We start from the raw sequence: 25,326 nt of genomic DNA, 5'->3' as shown, positions 1-25,326 counted from the left end.
CTAACAGGTACATCGCTATGTTTTAGCCTGTTAGCCCTTGGCGCATAGCCAAAAAAAAGAGCCTGCACAGGCTATGTGCAGACTCTTTTTTACTTACCGGTTATTACGCGAGTTTCTTGTGGCGCACCCGGTGCGGCTGGGAGGCGGCGTCGCCGAGGCGTTTCTTGCGGTCGGCCTCGTACTCGGTGTAGTTGCCCTCGAAGAACTCGATATGCGAGTCGTCTTCATACGCCAGAATGTGAGTCGCCACGCGATCGAGGAACCAGCGATCGTGGGAGATGACGATGGCCGCGCCAGGGAAGTCGAGCAGCGCTTCCTCCAGCGAACGCAGGGTTTCCACGTCGAGGTCGTTGGACGGTTCGTCGAGCAGCAAGACGTTGGCGCCCTCTTTCAGGGTCAGGGCCAGGTGCAGACGGCCACGTTCGCCACCCGAGAGATCCTTGACGAATTTCTGCTGGTCGCCACCCTTGAAGTTGAAGCGACCGACGTAGGTACGCGACGGGATCTCGTAATTGCCAATACGGATCTGGTCGGAACCGTCGGAAATCATCTGGAACACCGACTTGCTGCCGTCGAGGTCGTCGCGACTCTGGTCGACGCAAGCCAACTGCACGGTGTCACCAATCTCGATGCTGCCGGAGTCTGGCTGTTCCTTGCCCATGAGCATGCGGAACAGGGTCGACTTGCCGGCACCGTTACCGCCGATCACGCCGACAATGGCGCCCTTGGGCATGCTGAACGACAGGTTGTCGATCAGCGCGCGATCGCCATATGCCTTGCTGACGTTCTTGAACTCGATGACCTTGTCACCCAGGCGCGGACCGGCCGGAATGTAGATCTCGTTGGTTTCGCTGCGCTTCTGGAATTCCTGCGACTGCAGTTCCTCGAAGCGCTGCAGGCGCGCCTTGGACTTCGACTGACGGGCCTTGGCACCTTTGCGCACCCATTCCAGCTCGTCCTTCATGGCCTTTTCATGGGCTGACTGCTGCTTGGATTCCTGCGCCAGGCGGTCGGACTTGGCTTCCAGCCAGCCGGAATAGTTGCCCTCGTAAGGAATACCGGCACCACGGTCGAGCTCGAGAATCCAGCCGGCGACGTTATCCAGGAAGTAACGGTCGTGGGTAATCGCCACCACGGTGCCGGGGAAATCGTGCAGAAAGTGCTCCAGCCAGGCGACGGAATCGGCGTCCAGGTGGTTGGTCGGCTCGTCCAGCAGAAGCATGTCGGGGGCCGACAGCAACAGGCGGCACAGCGCGACACGGCGCTTCTCGCCGCCGGACAGCACGGCAATCTTGGCATCCCAGGCGGGCAGGCGCAGCGCGTCGGCGGCTACTTCCAGTTGACGTTCGAGGTTGTGGCCGTCGCTGGCCTGCAAGATGGCTTCCAGCTTGGCCTGCTCGGCGGCCAGCTTGTCGAAGTCGGCATCCGGCTCGGCGTAGGCGGCATAGACCTGATCGAGGCGCGCCTGGGCGTCCTTGATCACGCTAACGGCTTCTTCGACCACTTCGCGCACGGTCTTGCTCGGATCAAGCTGAGGTTCCTGCGGCAGGTAGCCAACATTCAGCTCGGGCATCGGACGGGCCTCGCCGTCGAACTCGGTGTCGACCCCAGCCATGATTTTCAACAGGGTCGATTTACCCGAACCATTGAGCCCGAGCACGCCAATTTTGGCGCCAGGGAAAAACGACAGGGAAATATTCTTGAGAATTTCCCGCTTCGGCGGCACTACTTTGCTCAGCCGGTGCATGGTGTAAACGTATTGAGCCATGAATAACCTTGGTTCTAAGACTGAAAACTGAAAAGGGCGCAGGTCGCGTGACGAACGCAGGGTCATGAGTGGCGGCATCTGCCAGGCTCTAACAGCCTGTCGGAGACGCCTAAAAACAGCGCCCACGCGCGTGCGCCAAAACTACCGGAATGCGCGGTACAGGGCAAACGACAGTCGTCGGCTGCACTGGCACTTCGCCACGGATGTGGCATTCTAGCGCCCCGCTCGCGCGTGCCTATAAACAGAGATCGGCTCGCCCTGCGCTCATCGAGCCGTCGTCGCAGGATCGTCATCAAGTGCCAAGCCACACACCTCCGTCGTTACCACAAGCACCCGGCGAACCGCTGACGCCCCCCAGGCGCCGTTCGGTCAAGGGTGTGCTGGTTGCTTTGGTCCTCGGCATGCTGGGGTTGCTGCTGTGGCAGCTGCAGCAGGAGGCGCGGCAGTTGCTCGACAACCAGCGCAAGCTCAATCATGAATTTAACGCGCAGCTGGCCAATCACCTCAGCCTGAGCATGGAGCTGAAAGCGCAGGCGGGCTTGGCGATGCTGCGCCAAACCAGCCTACTGCCAAGCCCTGGCGCAGCCAACCTGCCGCATAGCCTGCAGGGGGTCTTTACCAGCCTGCGTAGCGTGGCCTCACTCGGCCCGCGCGGCAACATTCTGGCGGACACCCAGCCGGATAAAGATGACGGCCAATTCCTGGTTGAGCTGATTGAGCGCAGCAACGGCTCGGCGTACCACTATGCATTCAACCCCAACGATGGCGGGTTGATTTACCTGCTATTGCGCCAGGACCAGAGCAATACCCAGAGTGGCTACTGGCTCGTGCGCCTGACCGCCAACGCATTGCGCAACTGGCTGCAAGAACACCACCAGAGCCCCTATCGCTGGCAACTGGAAGACCATCGGGTACAGCTCACAATTGCCAACCAACAGGGTGACTTCGCAGCCAACAGTGCCGTTTTAGCCTCGACAAGCGCCGCCGATCTGGAGCAAAGCATTCTTCTGGCGCCACTCAAAGGCAGCGATTGGCAACTGCGCGCATTGTTCGACGTCCGCAGCGCCCGCGCGCAACTATTACCCGCCATGACCAGCAAGTTCCTGCTGTTCATCCTCTGTTCGGTACTGATCCTGCTCGCTTTGTACCAACTGCAGCGCGAACAGCGCAGCCTGCAGGCGCTCAATGCGGCATCACGGCGCTCGCTGCGCCAGGCGGCGAGCGCGCTGGGAGCCATTGAGGAACGCGTGCTGGTCACTGACAGCAATGGTCAGCTGAACTACCTCAACCCCCAGGCTGAGGAATTGTTCGGCTTGCGCAGCGATGACGCGCACAACTGGCATCTGCTGCAACTGCTGCCCCAACTCGATCCGCAGCTGCTGCACGACAGCAGCGCGCACCATGACCTTGACACTGACCTGGTGGAAATCAAGCTGGACGGCATAGTCCGCCTGTTCGATATAAGCCGTAGCGAACTCGGCGAGCCGAGCAACCGCCAGGGTTTCGTCTGGGTGCTGCGCGATGTCACCGAACAACAGCAGGCGACCCAGGTATTGCGGGAAACCCGCCGGCGCTACCAGGACATATTCGAAGGCACCGGCACGGCGCTCTGCGTACTGGACCTGGCCGCACTGCCGGATTACCTGCAACAACAGCACATCCATGACGATGCAAGCCTCAAGCACTGGCTGCTCGCCCATCCGCAGCGGCACAGTCAACTGCTGCAGCTGATGCGCCTCACCGAGACCAACCAGGTGGCCCTGCGCCTGCTCGGCGTGGACTCAACCGAGCAAGCCTGGCAGCACCTGATCGACAGCGGCCCACTGCGCCCCGACGGCTTCCGCGTGCAACTGCTCAGCGCCCTGCTCGAAGGCAGCGGCCAACTCGAACTGGAACGCCAGATCAGCACCCCGCAAGGCCATGAACGTCACCTGTGGTTGGTCATTCGCCTGCCGGACAGCACACAAGAACTAAATGCAGTGACCCTGAGTATCAGTGACATTACTGCACGCAAACGTATCGAACTGTCGCTGATCGAGCGCGAGCGCTTCTGGTCGGATGTAGTGAGAACGGTGCCGGACACGCTCTACGTGCATGACCTGCTGAATAAACGCGTGCTGTTCAGCAACCACCACCTGGGTTTGCAGCTGGGTTACAGCACGACCGAGCTGAAGACATTGGGCGAGCGCTTCTGGGAGCACATCCTGCACCCGGACGACAGCGACTATTACTGGCGCATTCGTAACCTGCAGCAGGTCATCGGCGACGGTGTACTGCTCGAGTCACAGCTGCGCTGGCGGCACCGCGACGGCACCTGGCGCTGGTTCAGCATCCGCGAACAAGCGTTGGCCCGTGATGCCCGCGGCCGCGTAAGCCGCCTGATCGGGGTAGCCAAGGACATCACCGAGCAGATCGAAAGCAGCCAATCGCTGCGCGACAGCGAGCAGCGCTATCGGTTACTGGCGGAGAGCACCAGCGATGTGATTTTCTCCTCAGACAGCAGCCTGCGCCTCAACTACGTCAGCCCTTCAGTGGTGACGATGCTCGGCTATCAACCGCAATGGATCCTGGCCAACGACGTGCAGAGCCTGGCCGCCAACCCGCAACAACTGGCAGGCCTGTCGATCTTGCTCACTAGCGTACGCAAAGCGCTCGGCAACCCCCTGCGCATAATTGAGTTGCGCGAGCAATTTCAGCCACAACTGTTCATCTTCGATTGCCTGCGTGCTGACGGCCGAAAAATTCCGGTCGAATTACGCCTGGTGCCGATGTGGGACGAGAACAGTCACTTCAAAGGCCTGCTCGGCGTAGCCCGTGACATCAGCCAACAGCGCCGCGCCGACAAAGACCTGCGCATGGCCGCCACGGTATTCGAACACTCCACCGCAGCGATCCTGGTGACCGACCCGGCCGGCTATATCGTGCAGGTCAACAAGGCCTTCAGCCGGGTCAGCGGCTATTCCTCGGCCCAGGTTCTCGACCAGTTGCCGGGCATGCTCACCGCCGACCGCCAGCAGACCAGCCACCTGCATTACGTACTCAGCCAACTCAATCAGCGCGGCAGCTGGGAAGGCGAAATCTGGCTCAAGCGCCGCGACGGTGAGAGCTTCCCGGCCTGGGTCGGGATCACCGCCGTACAAGACGAAGAAGGCGACCTGGTCAGCTACGTGTGTTTCTTCAGCGACATCAGCGAACGCAAAGCCAGCGAACAACGCATCCATCGCCTCGCCTACTACGACGCCCTGACCCTGCTGCCCAACCGCACACTGTTCCAGGATCGCCTGCACACTGCCCTGCAATACGGCGAGCGGCATCAGGAATGGGTGGTACTGATGTTCCTCGACCTCGACCGCTTCAAGCCGATCAACGACTCCCTCGGCCATGCCGCTGGCGACCGCATGCTCAAAGACGTGGCCGTGCGTCTTGAGGCCTGCGTCGACAGCGACGACACCGTAGCCCGCATGGGCGGCGATGAGTTCACCCTGCTGTTGCAGCCATGCGCGACTCGCGAGATCGCGCTGAACCGGGCAATCCATGTCGCCGAGCAGATCCTCGCCAGCCTGGCCCAACCGTTCGTCCTCGAAGGCCGCGAGTTCTTCGTCACCGCCAGCATCGGCATCGCGCTGAGCCCACAGGACGGCAACGAACTCAGCCAACTGATGAAAAACGCCGACACCGCGATGTACCACGCCAAAGAGCGCGGCAAAAACAACTTCCAGTTCTATCAGGCTGACATGAACGCCAGCGCCCTGGAACGTCTGGAACTGGAACGCGACCTGCGCCACGCCCTCGAACAGCAGGAATTCATTCTCTATTACCAGCCGCAGTTCTCCGGTAGCGGCCAACGCCTGACCGGCGCCGAAGCTCTTCTGCGCTGGCAGCATCCGGTGCGCGGCCTGGTGCCACCGGATGACTTCATCCCGGTACTGGAAGAACTCGGTTTGGTGGTGGAGGTTGGCGACTGGGTAGTGACCGAAGCCTGCCGCCAGCTGAAAAGTTGGCACGCGGACAAGATTCGCGTACCGAAGATCTCGGTCAACCTGTCGGCCCGGCAGTTCACCGATGGTTCACTGGCTGAGCGCATCGCCACGATCCTCGAAGACAACGGCGTCGCCCCGGCTTGCCTGGAGCTGGAACTCACCGAAAGCATCCTGATGCAGGACGTGGGCAGCGCCCTGCGCACCCTCAACGACCTGAAAAGCCTGGGCCTGTGCATCGCAATCGACGACTTCGGCACCGGCTACTCGTCGCTCAACTACCTCAAACAGTTCCCCATCGACGTACTGAAGATCGACCGCAGCTTCGTCGACGGCTTGCCACAAGGCGAACAGGACGCGCAAATCGCCCGCGCCATCATCGCCATGGCCCACAGCCTGAACCTTTCGGTAATCGCCGAAGGCGTGGAAACCCAGGCGCAACTGGACTTCCTGCGTACCCACGACTGCGACGAAGTGCAGGGCTACCTACTCGGCCGCCCCATGCCCGCCCACCAGTTCGCCGCCCAGTTCAGCGGCGCTGCGCTGTTTATGCTCAGCTAGCGGGAAGCTGTAAATTGCAGGCCCTCGGTGCGCGTTGCGTGGGAGGGGCTTCAGCCGCAATAGCGCCTATTGGTGTTAAGCGCAGCGAGGCCCAATACAGCGCTAGCAAGCGTAAGGCACAAGGCGATGATTCATCACCAAAACCATACGGGGTTACGCCGCACCGGATTGCCTGAATACATCACGCCACTGCAAACCCAACGATCCACGACCTACGAAACGCGGACGGCTCAAGATAATTGATCGCCAGATCAAGGACCGCTGTATGCGAGCGGTTTATTTCGCCAGCGGCTGTGGCGTTATCAAATGCGGCAGAGCATGAGTCACCAGGGACATTGCGGGGACACTTCCGATGAAGCCCGTACTCCGCGGGTTGAAAATCGGCCCCCTGAATGGTTACCTGCCCGGAGTTACAGAAGCGCCCAAGAAACCCTGCGTGATATCCATCAATATTTGATATATCAGTACAGCTAGCCCCCATCAACTCAACTATGGACCGACCCATTCAAGCCGACAAACACTTAACGTCGCGACCACGACTAGCGCACCACGATATAACGAGTAATAAATAACTGAGGAGCACTAGCACCAAGGCAAGTGCAACAGTTGAGATGCACCAGACCAACAATATATATTCCTACTGGATAAAAGCGCCTATTGGCGAGGATACCGATACGGCCCTAGCAAACAACGCGGCCGGATACTCTGCATACACCAGCACCCATAATCGGCCTTAATATGAAAATGGAGCCTGATCTATTTCTGCCCGACCCAACGCCTATGAAAGCAGGGCAAGGGCAGGTTGGTCGAATGGAATACGAGATCCACTGCAACAAGTGCAATTCTGCTCAGATGCTTGCAACCGATAGGGGGGACTGAAGATTGGCGCCAATATTTCGCACCACTTGCCGCCTGATAATTGGCGTCAAGCTATACCCATGGCGCGACTTTGAATTGGCGCCAAAGCCTCAACCATACGAGGTAAAGTGCCGACTGATCTTGCAATTACGGAATACTTAGCCCTCTGCTTAATCCTTACCTGTCTTTTAGTACTTTAAGCGGCTATAAGCATGAGGCATAGAAATGAGAAGCCCAATAATTGAGAGATCACAATGCCTGAACTTTTGTTTTATCAGCGCCCTACGGTCCTGAATAAAGATACGCACAAGGCCATGCGCTTTTCTCCGGTAAAGGACTTCGGGTTCACCAGTAACGTGAATTCTGTCCCTCTCTTGGCCATCGAGTTCTTTGAGTCAAGTCGCGATCTGCCAGTGCTGTTCAGCCAGGATCAGGAGGGGGCATTTTTTCCGATTGTCTTGCTCTCACTGAAGAATCAAGGGCACGAACAAGTCGACGAAAGCGGCCGATGGCTGGGCAACTATACGCCCGCCTTCATTCGTCGTTATCCGTTCGTGCTGAGCGGCGACAAGAATGTCTGCTTTGATGCTGACTATGCCGGGCTGGCAGATGCTGAAGGCGAAGGCGAACTGCTGTTTGCCGATGACGGTACCTATACAGATACCTTGGGCAAGATCATCGAATTTGTGACCAACTTCGATGCGGAGCACCTGCGTACCCGCGAGTTCTGTCAGGCGGCAACCGAACAGGATGTATTCAAGCCTTTCATCTTGCAGGTGATAACGGCAGACAAAAAGCCATTGCGCCTGGACGGGCTCTTTGTAATAGATGAAAGCAAGCTTATGGCGCTGGAGGACGAGGTTGTCACCAGCTGGTTCCGTAAGGGCTACCTTGCCTGGGCTTATGCCCACCTGCACTCTCTCGGCGCCTTGCAGCGCTTGAGCGAGCAACTCAATACCCGTTCCTGATCATCCAAGAACCGTCTCACGGTAACTGGATGACTATCTATACCCACCTGACGGTACCCACCTCGGCTTTGCCGAATGACGTTATTTCATCATCATTAATAGATTGGGCCGAAAAATGAAGTTTCCCCGCCATCCACTGGCATTGGCTATTGGTCATTGCAGTCCATTTGCACGATCGCTGGCGGCGCGAACCGCGGCGTGGGGAACTTTGCTATCTAGCGTCTCGCTGCAGGCGCTGGCGGCACCAGCGCACAACATTGTGGTGGACGCCAATACGGCCAGCATCACCACCAATGGCTCAGTGCAGACCATCCAGAACGCCAACACCGTTGGCGGCGTGCCAGTCAACGTGTTCAAGCACTTTGTCGTCGGTTCGGCCAACACCGTCAACCTGACAGTGCCAGACAATGCCGCCAAGCTGGTCAATATCGTGAAAGACAGCCGGCCGGAAATCCACGGCATTCTGAACAGCAAATACCAGAACGGCAGCCTCGGCGGCAACGTGGTGTTTGCCAGCTCCCACGGTTTTCTGGTCGGCCCGTCGGGCGTGGTCAACGTTGGCCAGTTGACCGTTCGCACACCCACCAGCGGTGACATTGATGAGCTTATTGCAGGCACCAAGACGATCGACGATACCCTGGCCGTCTCGTCTACCGGGCTGATCACCATCGATGGCAAGATCAACGCCCAAGACGGTATTGATCTGCAAGGCACGGGGGTCAATGTCACCAGCAGTGGCAAGCTGATCGCCGGCAATGCTCTGGATGCCAGTTATGTGGCAGCGGCAGCGGTGAATACCGGTGACTACACTGCGCCCACGGCGCTGGTCAAGGACGGCGGTACCATTCGCATCGTGGCCGACGGCATCCTTGGCACTGGCACTGCGCTGATTGCCGGCGACCTGCTGGCCGATGGCGGAATCACCATCGAAGCCAACAGCATTGAGATCACCAGTACTGGCGTGCTGGATGCCCGCGACAAAGTCACTAGCAACACTAGCGGTAATGTCACGCTCACCGCCAGCAGTACCCAAGCGATTGGTTTTGGGGTAGCGCTTGCCGAGTCGTCCGTCACCCTGGCCGGTAAAGTTCATGCCAACGACGTGACCGCCACGGCGCAGAGCAAGGCGACCGCATCATTCTATGAAGAGCCGGCTGGCGGCTTAACGGTCATGGCCACTGGCGCCTTTGCTGGCGCCGGGTTCAATCTGATGGCGGCCGATGCCGAAGCGACAGTCACTGTGGAAGGCACGGCCAATGTGCAGGCTGCAGGCAATGTCACCATGGCTTCCGAGTCCCATGCAGTCAGTCAAGCCAGCCAGATCACCACTTCTTCAGGCGGCAAAGGCTCACTAGCTGCCATTTACAGCACCGCTGACGCCAGCAGTACCACCCGGATCAAGAGCGGCGCCACCGTGCAATCGGGTGGCGATCTCAAGGTAACGGCGCACAACGAGGCCTTCCTGTCGGCCAGCGCGCTCGATCTGATCGCGGATGGCGGCAATGAGGTTGTCTTGGCCATTGCCGTTGGCGAATCAGATGTCAATGCCAGCGCGGTGATTGAAAGCGGTGCGATTCTTGACGCAAGCAGCTTGGTACTGGCTGCGGAAAACCAGAATTACTACTCGGTATCGGCTTCTGCAATGGGCCTGAAGGATACCGAATATGGCATCGCAGTAGCCGTAGGCGACTTTAATACCAATGCCACGGCAGAAATGGGTGCATCACTCGGTACTGCCACCGATAAGACCGGGAATGTCAGCATCACCGCGCTGGATCGCACGGTGCACCAGCAGGTCAAATCTAGCGTTACGGTAGGCAGCAGTACCGGTTTGCGTACTTTGGGCGCCAAACCGGTTAGCTATCTAGGGAAAATGCAAGATGGCGTGAACAATCTCACCAATGCCAAAAAGCCAGCGGGTGCGGAAGTTCCGACGGACAGTGACGGCAAGATCTCTTTCAAAGGTGGTCTGGCCTTTACCATGAACCTGTCCGATCACGAGGCCTATGCGTTCCTGGGCAACAACAAGGCCGGGCAGGCTGAGGCGCCGAAGATTCAGTCCACAGGTAATTTATTGCTGGCCAGCGCCATTGATTTGGGTACGGATAACGCATCCATCGCCGGTGGTAATGACAATGCTGCCCACGGCGATGATCAGGGGGCCTGGCGCAGTTCAGCTGAAGCCGCAGTGGCCTCACCGAGCGATCGTACTGCTGGTAGCAACCAGACCGGCTCCTCGGAAAAAAGTCTGGCGGTTGCCCTGAATTTCGCCATCAATACAGGCGATGCAGTAGCCGAAATCGGCGACCACGTGGAAATCTCGGCGGCCAATGTGGGCGTCCTGGCTCGGCAAAAAGTGCCGATCAGCACCAGCTATGACAAATGGGATTCCTTTTCCGATGTGCTGAACAAGTTCAATGGCATCGGCGGGATGCAGAACAATGTTTTGACTACCTTCGCCAATGCCGGTGCGTCAGCGGACACCACCGCTACCGGCGGTTCGCTGAACGTGGTCTGGAACGATATGAACACCAAGGCGTGGATTGGTGACAACGTCAAACTCACCACCACGGGTACCGGCAATTGGACTGCCAGCAGGGTAGTGGCGGGTAACACCGAAGCGCCGGCCATCTTTGACAGCACGAAACCATTCAAGACCATCGATTACCGCTTCGACTTTGCCAATTCTGTGGATGTGCAAGCCTACAATCTGAATGAAAGCGTGCACCTGGCCGGTAACCTGGGGACCTTGGGTTTGATACCCAATGGCAACGGCACCAGTCAAAATGGTAAGTCGGTGGGGGCCAGTATCAGTTTCGTCGAACAGACCGCCACTGCGGTTGCCGGAATTGGTGCATCCACCCTGGTAGTGGATGGCAATGTCAGCATCAAGGCGCATACCGATGAGCGTCACTTCCTGATTACCCCGTCGTCGGGCATGGGCAAGGGTATGGGGTTCAACGGTGTGCTGGCGATTCTCAACAGTGAGTCGCTGACCCATGCCTCGTTGAGCAATCAGGCGTATGTGCGCACCTCCGGGCTGGAGGTATTGGCTGACCATGATTTTGGCAATTGGGCTGCCTCCGGAGCGTTCAATAAGTCAGATGAATCAGCCATAGGCCTGTCCATCGCGGTCAACATCGCTCAAGGCGATACAAAGGCCTTTATTGGCGACAACAGTACCGAGTCAGCCAAGGTGGCGTTCAAGAATGACAGCCAGCCGGCGCCAACCGCGCCGACCTCGCCCGCACCTAATCCGCGCGAAATCATCGCCAATGAAGTCAGGGTACGCGCACGCAGTGCTGGCACCAATGGTTCCCTGGCCGTGGCCGGCGCGGTAACGACAGAACCCAACAGCAAGCCCGGCATCGCTGAGAAATTTGAAAACTGGTGGAACAAGCCCAGTGCAAGTGCGGCGGACAGCTACACCGCCGCATCATCCGGCGCGGGTGATGCCTCGATCGGCAATGCCGCCGGTGATGGCGCCAGCAGTTCGTCCGCGCCGGCCGGCGACAGCAGCCCAGCTGTGAGTAACGACAAAACCGGTATGACCGCTGCCGGCAGTTTCGCGGTGTCAGTCAATAATCTGGATGCCAAGGCGTTTATCGATGGCGCCACCATCAGCGGTAAAAATGCTGCAGACGTCAATGTAACGGTTCAGGCGCTGGAAAACGTGATTTCAGCTGCCGCGTCCGGTGGTGCGGCCCTGGCCATGCTGGGCGCCGAGTCACCGTCCAACCAGAACACCATCGCCGGTGCGATTGCTTACCAGATCAGCTTCAATGATGCGCTTGCGCGTATCCAGAACAGCACCATAAGCAATGCCGGCGATGTAAAAGTGCAGGCACTGCATGGCGGTGAACTCACCTCGGTGGCGCTGGCGCTGGCTATCACCAGCTCTGCGCAGACCACCACTGACAGCAACAATGGCGCGCTGTCGATTTCTGGCGCACAAATCTATGACGGTACCTCGGCGCGTATCGACAACAGTTCGATCACCAGCAACAACGACGGTGACGACAGTCTTGAAGTTTCTGCCTACAACAACGCCTATGTCGGCGTGGGTGGCGGCTCGCTCTACCTGGGCGGCAAGCAGGGCGGCGGACTGGCGATTACCTTTGCCGAAATCAATGACCCCAGCGCCATGCTGCCAGGGATCAACCCAGACTCAAACAATGTACTGAGCACGGCCCATAACGAAGACGTCTATAGTGGCTCCGCGGTGGAGGCGGTCATCAGTGGTGTTGATGGGGGCCGCAGTACCCTGACCGATTTTGACAGCGTGACTGTCTCAGCCAGCGCAGTGAACCGGATTGTTATTGGTGCCGCGGGCGGTGGTTATAACGGCGGGGTGGAAAACTCCAAAGGCTTCGCCGGCAGCTTTGCAGTGGGCTCAATCGGTGCCGATACCAATGCCCTGATCAGCAAAACCGACATCGGTGGTGTGCAGACCCTGCACATCAATGCCAGTGGCGAAGATGATGCTGCGCTGAACGCCCTGCTGGATGGCCTGGGTAGCAGCACCATCAATAGCGATTTTGACTTCAGTGGCGCGGATGCCATCGACAATACCGAGGTGTTCACCGCCGACGACGGCACAGGCGCGAGCTACAACTACAATTCGGCCGGCAAGCGCATCATCGCCGTGGCCGGTGTGGTGCAGGCAGGCAAGAGCAATCTGGGTATCTCCTACGCCCATGCCGATGTGAAGAGTGATACCTCCGCGCGCATGGCGGATGTCAACGTCAATCAGGGCGTAGCAAGTACGGCCGACGTGGCCGTCAACGCCCGCGACAACTCTCTGCTCTACACCGTGGCCATCGGCGTCGGCGTCAGCACTGGTAAATACTCGGGTGTCGGTTCGGTTGCGGTCAACCGGCTGAATAATCGTGTCGTTGCCGAAATCGGCGATTGGGATGGCGCCGACAGTGGCAGCATCAATGCTGGGACGGTTGCCGTCACGGCCACCAATGATATGGACATGGTCAACGTCGCCGGTGCGGTGGCAATAGGTTCGGCAGGCTCAACCGGGCAAGCCGGCGGCCTGGCGGTCGCGCTGAATTTGGTGGGTACCGACGAGCATTCGACCAAGGCGCGCATTGCCAATACGGCGTTGCAGGCCTCGGGCAATGTGCTGGTCAAGGCCACCAGCGGCGCTTCCAATGATCACAATCTGCTGGTTGGCAATGCCATTGCCATCGGCGCCACCGGTGGCTCCGGATTGGCCTTTGCCGGCGCGATCGGCGTCAACAATGTCGATCAGCAGGTCGAAGCGGCGATCAAAGATACCGGCACTAATCGCAGCACCGATGCCAGCGCCACCGAAGGCGGCACGGTCACCGTGCAAGCCTATGATTTCACCGACAGCGTTTCCACGGCCTGGATGGGGACGGGTTCCGGCGGCGGCTCGGCAGGCGGTATCGCCGTGGCGACCAATCGGGTCGATTCGGACGTAAAAGCGGCCGTACTGGGCGACAACCTTGTGGTTGGCAGCACTACGCTGAAGGTGCAAAACCTGATCGTCGATGCCGCACGCGACAACTGGCTGCTGACCATCAGCGCCGGGGTAGCAGCGTCACCCAAGCAGAGCGCCTTCGCTGGTTCGGTGAGCACCGGCATCATTAATGGTGATGTCAGCGCACGCATCGCAGAAGGCGCCAGCGTCAAGGCCTGGAACAATGTTCTGGTCAATGCCGACGCGTACAGCGAAAACTTGGTTGGCAGTGGCGCACTGGGCATCGGTCTTGGTAGCGGTGCCGGGGCGGTGGCTATAGCGACCGCGCTGGAATACGGCAGCACCTCCGCGTCCGTCAACAGTGCCAACGTGATTGCCGAAGGCAAAGGCGCGAGCATGAACGTGGACGGCGGTGCACTGGCTAATTACGGCACCTTGCCGGATCTATCGACGTCGGGTCAGGCTGAGGACGACGGTGACGATACTAATGCCGCGCCGGTGGACCGCGACACGCTGACCACTGGCTTTGCCTTGCTCAATCTGGATAAGACCACGCAAAGCGTCGACGGTCTGGCGGTGAATGCCACCAGTCGCACCAAGCAACGTGCGATTACCGTGGGTGGTGCGGGCGGCAAGTCACTGGCAATCAACGTCAATGTGGCGACCAACAACTCGTCCGATGCAACCACCGCTGAAATCAAGAACAGCACGATTAATGCTGGCATCAGCAACCAGAGCGGTGCCGATGTACTGGTGCGGGCCAGCGCCCATGAGGCCGGTCTCGCGGTATCGGCGGGCGTGGCCATTTCGGGTAACAGTTCGGGTGTCGGTGGCTTCTCCACCAACAGCCAGAAGAAGGCGGCCAAAGCCACAGTCGATAACAGCACGGTAAATGCCGATACCGTCAGCATCGATGCCAACAGCTCGAAAGTTGCCCAGGCAGTTTCTGCGGGCGTGGCTGCGGGCGGGAGTGGTCTGGGTGGCGCGGCCTCGGTGGTGATTACCGAACAGCTGGGCGACACCCAAGCCTGGCTGCGGGGCGGTACGCTGACAGCTAACGGCCTGACGGTTGCCTCTGACCGTCGTCAGGAAGCCAACGTTGCGGCCGGTGCCGTGGGAATCGGTGGGAAAGCTGGCATCGGTTTCGGCATGGCGGTGAACATCGTCGGCGGTGACAGCAAGGCGCTGATCGGCAATGACCTGAGTGATGCAACCGATACCCGTACCACGCTGGTCAACGTCACTGACCTGACGGTGGATGCGCAGCGGCTGGAAAATGTTAATAGCCATGCCTTCGGTGCCGGTATTTCTGCCGGGTTTGGCGGGGCGGCAATGATTGATGTCACCGAGTTCCGTGGCGAGACCCGTGCGGGCATTTTTGGCAAGCCCAGCGGCGGCGGCTTCACTACCAAGATCCGTGGCAAGGACGGCCTCACGGCGACCTCCAACGTTACCCTTAGCGCTCAGGAGATCCTCGACGCCAGGCAGTTTGCCCTGGGTATTGGCGTAGGCGCCAAGGTTGGCGTTGGCGTGGTCGCCAACGTCGTGCTGGGCCGCAGCCAGGTGTACAGCGAAGTGGTTGGCTCGGATATCAAGGCGACTCTGCTGGATATCGATGCCACCTCGCAGCGTCAGACCGACCTGACCAGTATCGCCGGTGCGGGCGGAGTGGCCAGTGCAGCAGTCAGTATCGGTGTCGCACTGTTTGGTCAGGGTGATACCACCGCCGATGACGGCACCAATGCCGAAGACGAGTTCGATGCCGAAGACGAGTTCGATGCTTCGCGCAGCGTCATAAACGATGTGCTAACGACCGATACGGCCGCATTCAACAGCCATTTGTCCACTGACGACCTTGCCGCCATCGAGGCAGACTCCGGCGCAACCCTCGAGCGCACGAGAGCACCGGCCACTACCACTGCCACCGATGCCGGCAAGTCACTGGAGTTGTCAGGTGAAAGTGTCACCGCCGCGCGTATCTCCGGTGGCGTGATCGACGTCGATACCCTGAATGTGAACAGCCGTGCCTTGCTGCATAACAATCAGCTGCTTGGTGCAGCACAGGTTTCGGCAGTCGGTATTGCCGGTGTGATCGGCATTACCCGCATGTATGACATGAGCATTGCCACCGTCGACAGCAACCTGACGGCGAACAATGTGGTGGTGGGCGCCACCATCGAGAATGTGTCTGACGAAGATGCTGCCGGTGAATCCAAGTCGGTTGTGGTGGGTCTTGGCGGCGTCAGCGTGGTGGTCAATTACGTCGATATTCGTGCAGAGAACCGCGTAGTGGCAGGTGTTACTGCGGCCAGCGGTTCGGATACCGGTAACCTGGTCATCACTGCGGCAGATACCACGGAACTGCGTATTGGCGATGTCGACCCGGGCCGGCCGGACTCGGCCACTGACGGTTCGCTGAACGTGAATTTGGGCAGCGCCGCTATTGGCATCAGTTACGGTTACGTGAAGAAGGACAGCCAGGTGGATGCCTGGCTGGGCGAGACCGGCAAGCTGGTTGATGGTTACGACAACATGACCGTCAGCGCCAACAGTTCAGGCATGGTCAAGAGCACCGCGTTTTCGCTGGCCGGTGGCATTGCTGCCGGTATCCAGGGCGTAGTCACTGACGCTCACGACAACTCCCACGCCAACGCCACGCTGTTTGGCACCATTGGTACCGGCAGCGGGCTGCTAAGTCTGTCTGCGCAGGTGGTGCCGGAACTGTATTCCAGCGCCTACGGTGTGACGGTATCCGGCGGCTACTCGATGGGCGGCTCCTTCGCCTATGCCATGACCGATGCCGAAGCCCATGCGACCGTGGCCGATGGCGTACGCTTCACCGGCAGCGGTGACGTGATCGTGCGCAGTGAAGTTGGCGATGGATCCGATGCTGATTATCAAGCAGCCCATGCTGCAGCATTCGCTGCTTCCGGCGGTCTGATGCTCGGTGTGGCCGGCGCCGAAGCCCGGGCCAGCAACAACGCCCAGTCGGTGGCCAGGGTTGGCAACAACGTAACCATCCCGGACGCCAACTTCGAGGTCTACGCCCGGCATACCGGCGTACAGATTGCCGATGCAGATGGTTACTTTGTCGGCGCCTTTGCCGGCGGCTATCAGGTCGCTTTGGCCGAGTCGTTCAGTTCGACCCGGGTTGAGTTCGGCAAAGACCCGTATGCCACGCTGGAGCGCACTGGCGATCTGATCCTGGATGCCAGCAGCCAGAACGAAAACCAGTCGTTCACCACCGCTGGTGGTGGTGGTTTTGTCTCCGGCAGTGCGGCAGAAGCCGTGGTCGAGGCCGGTGATCACGCCAATGGCAATTATGCGGCAGCGGTTCTGGTCGATGACTGGTTCAGCGGCTACCGCAGCATACCGATCGACGCCGGCAACGTGATCATTCGTGCGACCAATGAAGTCAACTTCTTTGCCGGCACTGACTCGACCACCGTTTCAGTGGTTGGCGGTTCAGGCGCCGTTTCGGATGTTGAGGTCAATACCAATGCCAAGGTGGTGTTGGGCAAGAATGTCAGCCTGAATGCGCTGGATATTAATATCGATGCACTGAATCAGGCCAGGCAGATTCAAACGCCATGGGATTCCAGTTACACCACCAGTGTGTACGGCGCTGGAGGCGGTGGTGCCAACGGTACCGCGGCCCTGTCCAACCAGAACATCAAGCACCTGCTGGCTGCGGTAGAGGTCGGCGAAAATGCCATTCTGAAGATTTCCGACCTGGCTTGGATGTATGAGGGCTATCGCAATGGCATCTCGCTGGATGCCGGCACCGAGTTCTTTGTTTACGACAAGGCAGTGATCGAAGTCGGTGGCGCCTTGCAGGGCGCCGGCGCGGAGTCAGATGTCGATGTCGTCACGCGCAATAACGTCACTTTGAGCGACGGTGTGCAGCTAAGCAACGCCTGGGGCAAGATCGGACTAGGTACCTATTCGCGCGGCAGTGCGGCGGCGGAGGCCAATGTCAGCGTATGGGCAATCGCCGGTGTGGCAGGCGGTATCGCCGATGTTCATATTGATGTCGACAATACCCTGACGCTAGGCAACAACGTTGTGATTGATGCCTATGATCAGATCAGCCTGTTTGCCGGGCGAGGCTCCGATGGTCTGAATCAGAACCAACTGGTGGCGGATGCCCGCAGCAATATCTACAACTGGACAGCGATACCAATCCCCGCAGGCAACAGAGCTAGGGGCGTTATCGTTCTCGACAATAACGTGGTGTTTGGCGATAACTTTGCGATTGGCAGTGATGGCCATGTGTCCATTGGCGCGATTGAGGGCGCTCTCAGTGCTAAGGGCAGTGGCGTCGAAAAAAACCCCTACCTGGCGCTGTTCAGCACCGAAAACACCTTCGGTTCCAGCAACAAGACCGCGAGCAATCTCCTGACCTTCAATGGCAGCGGCAGCGTGACCGCCGGGCAATATGCCTATCAGTCGGTGAGTATCAACCAGGCCGGCGGTATCACCCGTCAGCTGTATCGATTTGGCAGCGCGGAGCAGCAGGCCGACAAGTACTCATCGCGCACTGAACTGCAGACTTATATCAATGACCTGAATGCACGGATCGCGGCCTTGCAAGCCTGGGACAATACCCAGACGGTCACCGAAGGCACCACCCTTGGTGACGGTGACGGCGTGGAAACCGGTAGCAGTAGCGGTACCGATAGCACCGGAATCGTCAGTGTCGGCAGCAACCCCTACGCCAACGAGATCAACGATCTGCGTACCCAGGTGGTGCTGCTGTCCGCCATCGTTAATGACTTGTCGCCGGATGAAAATTTCGCGATCAAGGTTGCCGATGTTAGGGCTTCGGCCGGCAATGTCAGTCTCACCGCAGGCTCGATCAACATGGCCGCTGGCAGTACGCCCAGCTTTACCGCCAAGGGCAATGCGAATATCACCATCGACAATCTTTCCGACCGCCACCTGATGCTGGCGAATCTGGAGATAGCCAACCAGACCGGTGGCAATGTGTTCATCACCGGTGGCGCCAATCTGGGCAGTGCCTTTATCGATGAGCAGGCGGGCAGCCAGTCCGGCGTTTACGTCAATCACGCACCCACCGGAGCGAACTTCAAGAGCGCCGATGTTATCGTCAACGGCAACATCACCAACCTGCTTTCCAGCGTCAATATTTCGGTTGCCGAAGGCGACCTGATTCAGCAGGCGCTGATTCAGGCCAACGCGGTCAACCTGAATGTGGACAACGGCAGTCTGCTGTTGAATAACCCAAACCTTGAACAGACCTATGGTCGCGACCCCAATGCACTGATTAACTTCACCGAGCAATGGAAGCCTGCGAACGCCACCGACTTCGTACAGTTTTATCTGAACGACAAGTATTCGACGGAAATTACAGCTACAGGGACTACAGCATTCAATGACTGGTTTGTCGGCCGCGCGTTGAGTATCGGCGGCGTCCAGAACCCCTATTACCAGTCGGCCCCTTACCGCTACAACCAGATGAATATCTACTTCAACTGGGGCTTCAGCGATAGCACTGAATATAACGGCGCGAATCCAGTGACGTTTTATTTCAACTCGGATGACAGCTCACGCGGCGGCTCTCAATGGAGATTCCAGCCGGTGCTGGATTACCAGAGCAAACTGACGAAGACCGCCAGCTATGCTCAGGTTAAAACCCAGCTGGATGCTACCAGCACCTCGATTATTGCCGAGAAAGTCATCATCAACGCCAAGCGCCTGGACATCAACGGCACCATCGTGGTGGGCACTGACAACAGCTGGTCGGTCAACGTGGGGGCTGGTTTCGACGCCAAGATTCAGCAGTTCGTGCAGGATGCTGGTTTGTCAGCGGGTGACACCCTCAATCTGACGCCGGGCGAAACCAAATACCTACGGGTGGTCAATCCGGACTATCAACCGATCTTCTTCCTGCCGGACTACGATCCCGCCTATTACCGGACCAAAACCTACACCTTTGATATAGCCAAAACAGTGGGCACCTCGGAAATCAAGCTGAAATACGATGTGGCCTCTGGAACCCTGGGCATCGATGAGGTGCCGGTCAGCGGCGGTGGCTACGTGGCCATCCGTGCGGCTATTTCCTCCACCGGGGCGGACGGCAAGATCATCGTCAAGGATGGCCTGGGTCAAATCGCCATCAACAACGATTCCAACACCAAGCTGGTGGTCGGTACGCTGAGCGCTGGCGACGATGCCACAGGGGTGATTCGCATCACCGACCTGAACAAGTCGAACACGGTGTCGCAGTGGTATATCCACAACCCGGGCAACCAGATCCGCCAGTATCAGACCGATGCCTGGGCGGTGTCGCATCTTGACCCCAACTCGTCGGTCGACATGGGCAGCTATGGAGGCAACGGCACCACGTCGAGCATGACTTACAACCCGCTGGCCGGGCAGTTGTTCTACATCCGCGAAGGTGCGACAGTCGGTCGAACCTACACCCGTCCAGCTGACGGCTACCTATCGAAATACCCGACCACAGTCGGCGACTGGGTGTACACCACTGACTGGAACACCGAAACCAGCTACTACACCACTTGTGCGGCCAAGCCCGAAGCCTGTTCCGGCGGCGTTGCAGCACAGTATCTCAAGCAGACCTATGACTACGGCAGCGAGTCTACCGCCGGTTTCGGCTGGGGCCTCAGCTACAGTTCCTACTATGGCACCGGCCTGACCGACGCCGATCCCTATGTGCGTATCCCCACGCGGCTGGACATGGATACGCACACCTACGTCAAGGCGGATCATTTGATCCTCTTCCAGTTCACCGGAGTGGCGGAAGGTAATATCAGTGTTGACTCGCATTCACCGATTCAGTTGACCGGCAATATCTACAACCCGAGCGGGACCACCAATATCCTTACCAATGCCGACTTCACGGCATCCAGCGCCTCCTCGATAACCTCTGGTATCACCCGTATTCAGGCCAATGGCGATATCGGTAGTGCCAGCAATTCGCTGTCGATCACCACCAACGAACTGTCCTTGCAGTCCGATAATGGCTCGTTGGGCTTCAACGCCACCGCCATGGGTTCGTCACTGACCATCGATAAACTGTCGGCGAAGTACGACATTCTCGGGACGGTGGACAAAAACATTGTCGCCAAGGATGGCAACACGCTGATTTCGGCCAACACCATCGATCTCACCAGTCTGTCGGGCAGCATCGGCAGCCTCGGTACGCTGGGTGATCCAACGACCTACAACTACCTCAACATCGCCTCTACCGGAGCCGTTTCCCTACGCGCCGCCAACGACATTGTGGTTTCCCAGGCTACCGGTGATCTGCAGGTTGAGCGCATTGAGGCCAATGACACAGTGGTTATCCGGGTGGCCAATGGCAATCTGACCAATGCCCTTGGTCAGCAACAGAAGTCAGAACAGGAACTGGCCTATGAGGCCTCGGTGTGGGACTCGCTGAACCTGCTCAACGGTACTGCCGGTGAGCGCGCGGTGACTGCCTACGAGAATCAGTTCAACAGCAAATACCACACCTACTGGATGCTCAAGCAGCGCCTGACTGATGACAGCGACAGTGGTTTTGCGATTGATGCTGTTTATCTTGATGCCATGAAAATTCGCTATGACACTTCGGACGTCGCCCAGCTGACGGCCAAGGTCAAGGCTGAGTATCAGGCACTGGATGCCTGGTTCGTTGATCAGGTGGCAACGCCGGATAGTTACGCCAATGTGGCCGATGCGATTGGACAGGCGCAAAAAGGCACGCTGATCGGCTACGACTACGGCGCGCTGTTGACCAGCACTTATGACGACAGTTTCCGGTTGGACATTGATGCCGCCAGTAACTGGTACGCCAAGATGGTAGAAGGCTCTACCTGGAAGCAGAGTCAGCTGGATATCAGTATCTCTGCTGCGGCCTTGAGTGCCGATGCGTCGGGGCAGCTGACGGATCGTGAGGCCAACATCGTCTCCTCCAATATTCATCTGCAAGCCAGCAACGGGAGCGTTGGCAAGAACCTGGCCGATGTGGTGTTCAGTGTGCCGCGTGACAATACGGCAACCATCACCAATGAACAGAAATCGGCGTTGCTTTCGGCAGGCCCGGGAGACATCTCCACTGTCCTTACCGATAGCGCGGTCACCCTGACGGTCAAGCAGGTTGACCCGATCAAGGTCGCTACCTCGGCCGCCCTGAATGTGGCTGCCCGCGATTCGATCTATATCGAGTCGGCCTCATCCCTGATCCTGGGTGAACTGGCCTCGGCCACGGACGACATCCGCCTGATCGTGGATGGTCAAATCGCGGCGCAAGCCGGGGTGACCAATCTCAAGGCCCATGATTTGTATCTGGCTAACACCCAGGGTGATATCGGCTCGGCGGCTCAAGCCCTGAACGTGCAGCTATCGGGTGCTTTGCGTCAGGCCGGTGCCGCCGGTGACCTGCACCTGAGCCACAGTGGCGGCAACTTGCTGGTGGGCTCCGTGGGTGCCGGCGGTATTCTGTCGTTGTCCAATGATCAGGATATCCTCGGCTACGACGCCAACCACTTCCTGCAGGGTTCCGGCATCGCGCTGGATGTAGGCTCGAATGATCTGGGCAGTGCAGCTAGCCGGTTGAATCTGAAGTTGTCCGGGGCTGACCCGCTCGCCGTGGATGCAGCCAATGCCTGGTTGAATGTGCGAGATACCACTCTCTTCACCCTGGGTGATGTGACGGTAGAGCAGCGTTTTGACCTGGAGTCAGCCGGCGCTGTTGATCTTGCCGGCGACTTGACTGCCGCCAGCCTGCGCCTCGATCTGGGTGGTGCGCTAAGCGCCAGCGGAGCGCCGCAGATTAATGTATCTGACGATCTGGAGATATCAGCCTCCACCATTCAACTGGCTGCAGCGGCAATCAGTGCCGGAAGCGCAAGGCTGGAAGCGACAGCCGGTGCGCTAAGCGTTGGCGAACTGGCGACAACCAACGGTGACCTGGCTTTACTGGCAGCTGGCGCACTAAGCACCTCGGGGATCGTGGATGCCCAGGGTGAGCTGATCGCCGATGCACAGAGCATCAGCATGAACAGCGGCTCGGCTTTGCAAGGTCGCGGCGGTGCCACACTGACAGCTATCGACGATATATCCCTGCAAACGCTGACCTTTGGCGGTGATCTGGATGTCGACTCGACGCAGGGCCGCATCACCCTTGATGGCCCGGCAAATGCCCAGGCCATTGATATGCTCGCCGCTACCGGCCTGGACGCGAACTCAGCTGTCACGGGCACCTCGCTGCTGCTGAAAACGACTGCCGGCGCGCTACGCGTGGGCGACTTGTCTGCCACCCACGGTGACCTGAGCTTGCTGGCCGCTGGCGTGCTGAGCACCTCGGGGATCGTGGATGCTCAGGGTGAGCTGATCGCTGACGCACAGAGCATCAGCATGAACAGCGGCTCGGCTTTGCAAGGTCGCGGCGGTGCCACCCTGACAGCTATCGACGACATATCCCTGCAAGCGCTGACCTTTGGCGGTGATCTGGATGTCGACTCGACACAGGGCCGCATCACCCTTGATGGCCCGGTAAATGCCCAGGCCATTGATATGCTAGCCGCTACCGGCCTGGACGCGAACTCAGCTGTCACGGGTACCTCGCTGCGGCTGAAAACAACTACCGGCGCGCTAAGCGTGGGCGACTTGTCTGCCACCAACGGTGACCTGAGTTTGCTGGCAGGTGGCGCACTGAGTACCTCGGGGATTGTGGATGCCCAGGGTGAGCTGATCGCCGATGCGCAGAGCGTCAGCATGAACAGCGGCTCGGCTTTGCAAGGCCGTGGCGGTGCCACACTGACGGCTATCGGCGACATATCCCTGCAAGCGCTGACCTTTGGCGGTGATCTGGATGTCGACTCGACGCAGGGCCACATCACCCTTGATGGCCCGGTGAATGCCCAGGCCATTGATATGCTCGCCGCTACCGGCCTGGACGCGAACTCAGCGGTCACGGGCACCTCGCTGCTGCTGAATGCGGGTGCCGGCAACCTTGCGGCCAGAGATGTTGCGAACCTGACATCGACTAAGGATGCAATAACACTGACGGGCAACGGGATTGCACTGGCCAGCGACTCTCAGCTGAACAGTGCAGGTGACATCCTGGTGACCAGTAGTGTCGGCGATATTGCCTTGGGCAACGTCGTAGCTGACGGTCGGGTGACGGTAAACAGTGCAGGCAGCCTGGAACTTAACAACGCAGTGACCAGCGCCGATGATGTGGATATTGATGCGGCGGCCGCGGTATCCATTGCAGCAACTACGATGATTGCATCCGGCGGACGAGTTGATCTGGATGCTGCCAGCCTGACGATGGGCAACGGCTCTCTTGTGCAGTCCGCCAGCGACACATATATCCGCACCTCTGGCTCCATGGCAGTGGCGGCGCTCAACAGCAGCGCTGCCCTGACGCTCCAGGCTGGCAACGATATGCTTCTCGGTGACGACATTGCTGCAGCGCAACTCATCAAGCTCGACGCAACCGACAAGATCGCACTGGCTGATCAGGCGAGCATAAATGCCGGGGCATCAGTGGTAATCAATGCGAACACGCTGGCAATGGGTGCTGCCTCGCGTCTCGACGCGGTTGGACAGATGAGCATCACCACCAAAGGCGATATGCAGTTGGCCGCATTGCAAACTGCATGGGATGGCGCTGATGCTGTCCGCTTGAACAGTGGCGGCATGATTATCGGCCGCACAGATACTGCTGTGCACCTGCGGGCCACGGGCACCAATGCTCAGGGCAGCTTAAATGCCGTGACCGGCATTGGTGACCCGCTGGTGATTGACATGCCCTGGTTGTCGGCAGAAACCTTGAATGGTGATATCAATATTGTTGCAGAGCGAGGCCTCTATTCGCCGTTCTTGCGGGCGCGCAATGGCAATATCAAGTTGAAGGTGAATGGCAACCTGACCTTTGGCGAACTGATCGGTAATCCATATTTGTGGATAGACGGCGCCATCGACGGCGACTTGATCGTCATGAATCAGGGCAAGCTGGCATCCAGACAGGGCTTGAGTATTCGTCAGATTGACTTGAATGGCGGAGGGCCGTTGGTACTGGAAGCGCCGTCCATTGATGTCAGCGTGGATAGCAAAGGGGCTGCCAATACCTATATGTCGTTGAGCGGGTTTGAGGGTGTCAGCGCAAATCAGATCGATGTACGAGTAGTCAACACCGGCAAGTTGAATGTCGATAAGTACAAGTCAAAGACGGGCTCGTTGAGCGTGGATGGCGATTTGAATCTGGACAAGGCGCTGGTGCTGGAAAGCTTGAACATGCAGACCGCTAGCCTGACTCTGAGCCTGAACAACTTTGACCCACGCCCGCTGAATGTGAGTGGGCAGTTGATGTCGCCTGGAGCAGAGTTCTGGCTGGACACCCAGGGCTATGAACTGCGTACCAATGCGCTCGCGACTCGGTACCGCGATCCACTGGTGATGTTTTTCTATCAGCCGGGTATACCGCAGGAGCTGCAACAGCTCTCACTGCAGCGGTTGAGCGCGGAGTACATCATGCAGACACGGCTCAGTGAGCCTCTGCTATTGGAGTACGGCTTCAAGACGCCTGACTATTCGAGCTATTCAAACTATTCGAGCCCCGTGAGCTTTGGTTCAAGTACCGTAAACACTGAAGAGCAAAGCTCAAACGAGGACGCTGACTTACCGCCGGCGGATGAGAAGTTTCTGGAAATTTCTTCCAGATAGCCAACCGATCACGGACGGTAGTCCATCAATTAGGAATAT

4 protein-coding genes are annotated in these 25,326 nt (G+C 58.6%); 3 read left to right on the top strand and 1 reads right to left on the bottom strand.

What is annotated here, in order from left to right:
- Window positions 1-103 precede the first annotated feature (103 nt).
- Complete coding sequence (gene ettA / locus Q8K09_RS10415) at window positions 104-1,768, bottom strand: energy-dependent translational throttle protein EttA (protein ID WP_305254898.1); 1,665 nt, start codon at window positions 1,766-1,768, stop codon at window positions 104-106.
- A 401-nt stretch (window positions 1,769-2,169) separates the two neighbouring features.
- Here ettA and Q8K09_RS10410 point away from each other — a divergent pair, with 401 nt between their 5' ends.
- From Q8K09_RS10410 to Q8K09_RS10400, 3 genes are all read left to right on the top strand, one after another.
- On the top strand, window positions 2,170-6,306 hold the full coding sequence (locus tag Q8K09_RS10410; RefSeq protein ID WP_305255060.1) for an EAL domain-containing protein: 4,137 nt from the start codon (window positions 2,170-2,172) through the stop codon (window positions 6,304-6,306).
- A 1,112-nt stretch (window positions 6,307-7,418) separates the two neighbouring features.
- Entirely contained in the window at window positions 7,419-8,132 is a 714-nt protein-coding gene (locus tag Q8K09_RS10405) for a SapC family protein (RefSeq protein ID WP_305254897.1), read from the top strand.
- Between the two features lie 208 nt (window positions 8,133-8,340).
- Window positions 8,341-25,287 (top strand): leukotoxin LktA family filamentous adhesin, encoded by a 16,947-nt coding sequence (locus tag Q8K09_RS10400; protein ID WP_305254896.1) that lies wholly within the window; start codon window positions 8,341-8,343, stop codon window positions 25,285-25,287.
- Window positions 25,288-25,326 lie beyond the last annotated feature (39 nt).

It is taken from the genome of Pseudomonas sp., assembly GCF_030683065.1.
Taxonomy (GTDB): Bacteria; Pseudomonadota; Gammaproteobacteria; order Pseudomonadales; family Pseudomonadaceae; genus Aquipseudomonas.
This window is presented reverse-complemented; position numbering and strand designations above follow the sequence as displayed.

What these genes read in the sequence shown, in the direction of transcription:
- ettA (WP_305254898.1), bottom strand. Translation starts at nt 1,768, where the DNA reads ATGGCTCAATACGTTTACACCATGCACCGGCTGAGCAAAGTAGTGCCG.
- Q8K09_RS10410 (WP_305255060.1), top strand. Translation starts at nt 2,170, where the DNA reads ATGCTGGGGTTGCTGCTGTGGCAGCTGCAGCAGGAGGCGCGGCAGTTG.
- Q8K09_RS10405 (WP_305254897.1), top strand. Translation starts at nt 7,419, where the DNA reads ATGCCTGAACTTTTGTTTTATCAGCGCCCTACGGTCCTGAATAAAGAT.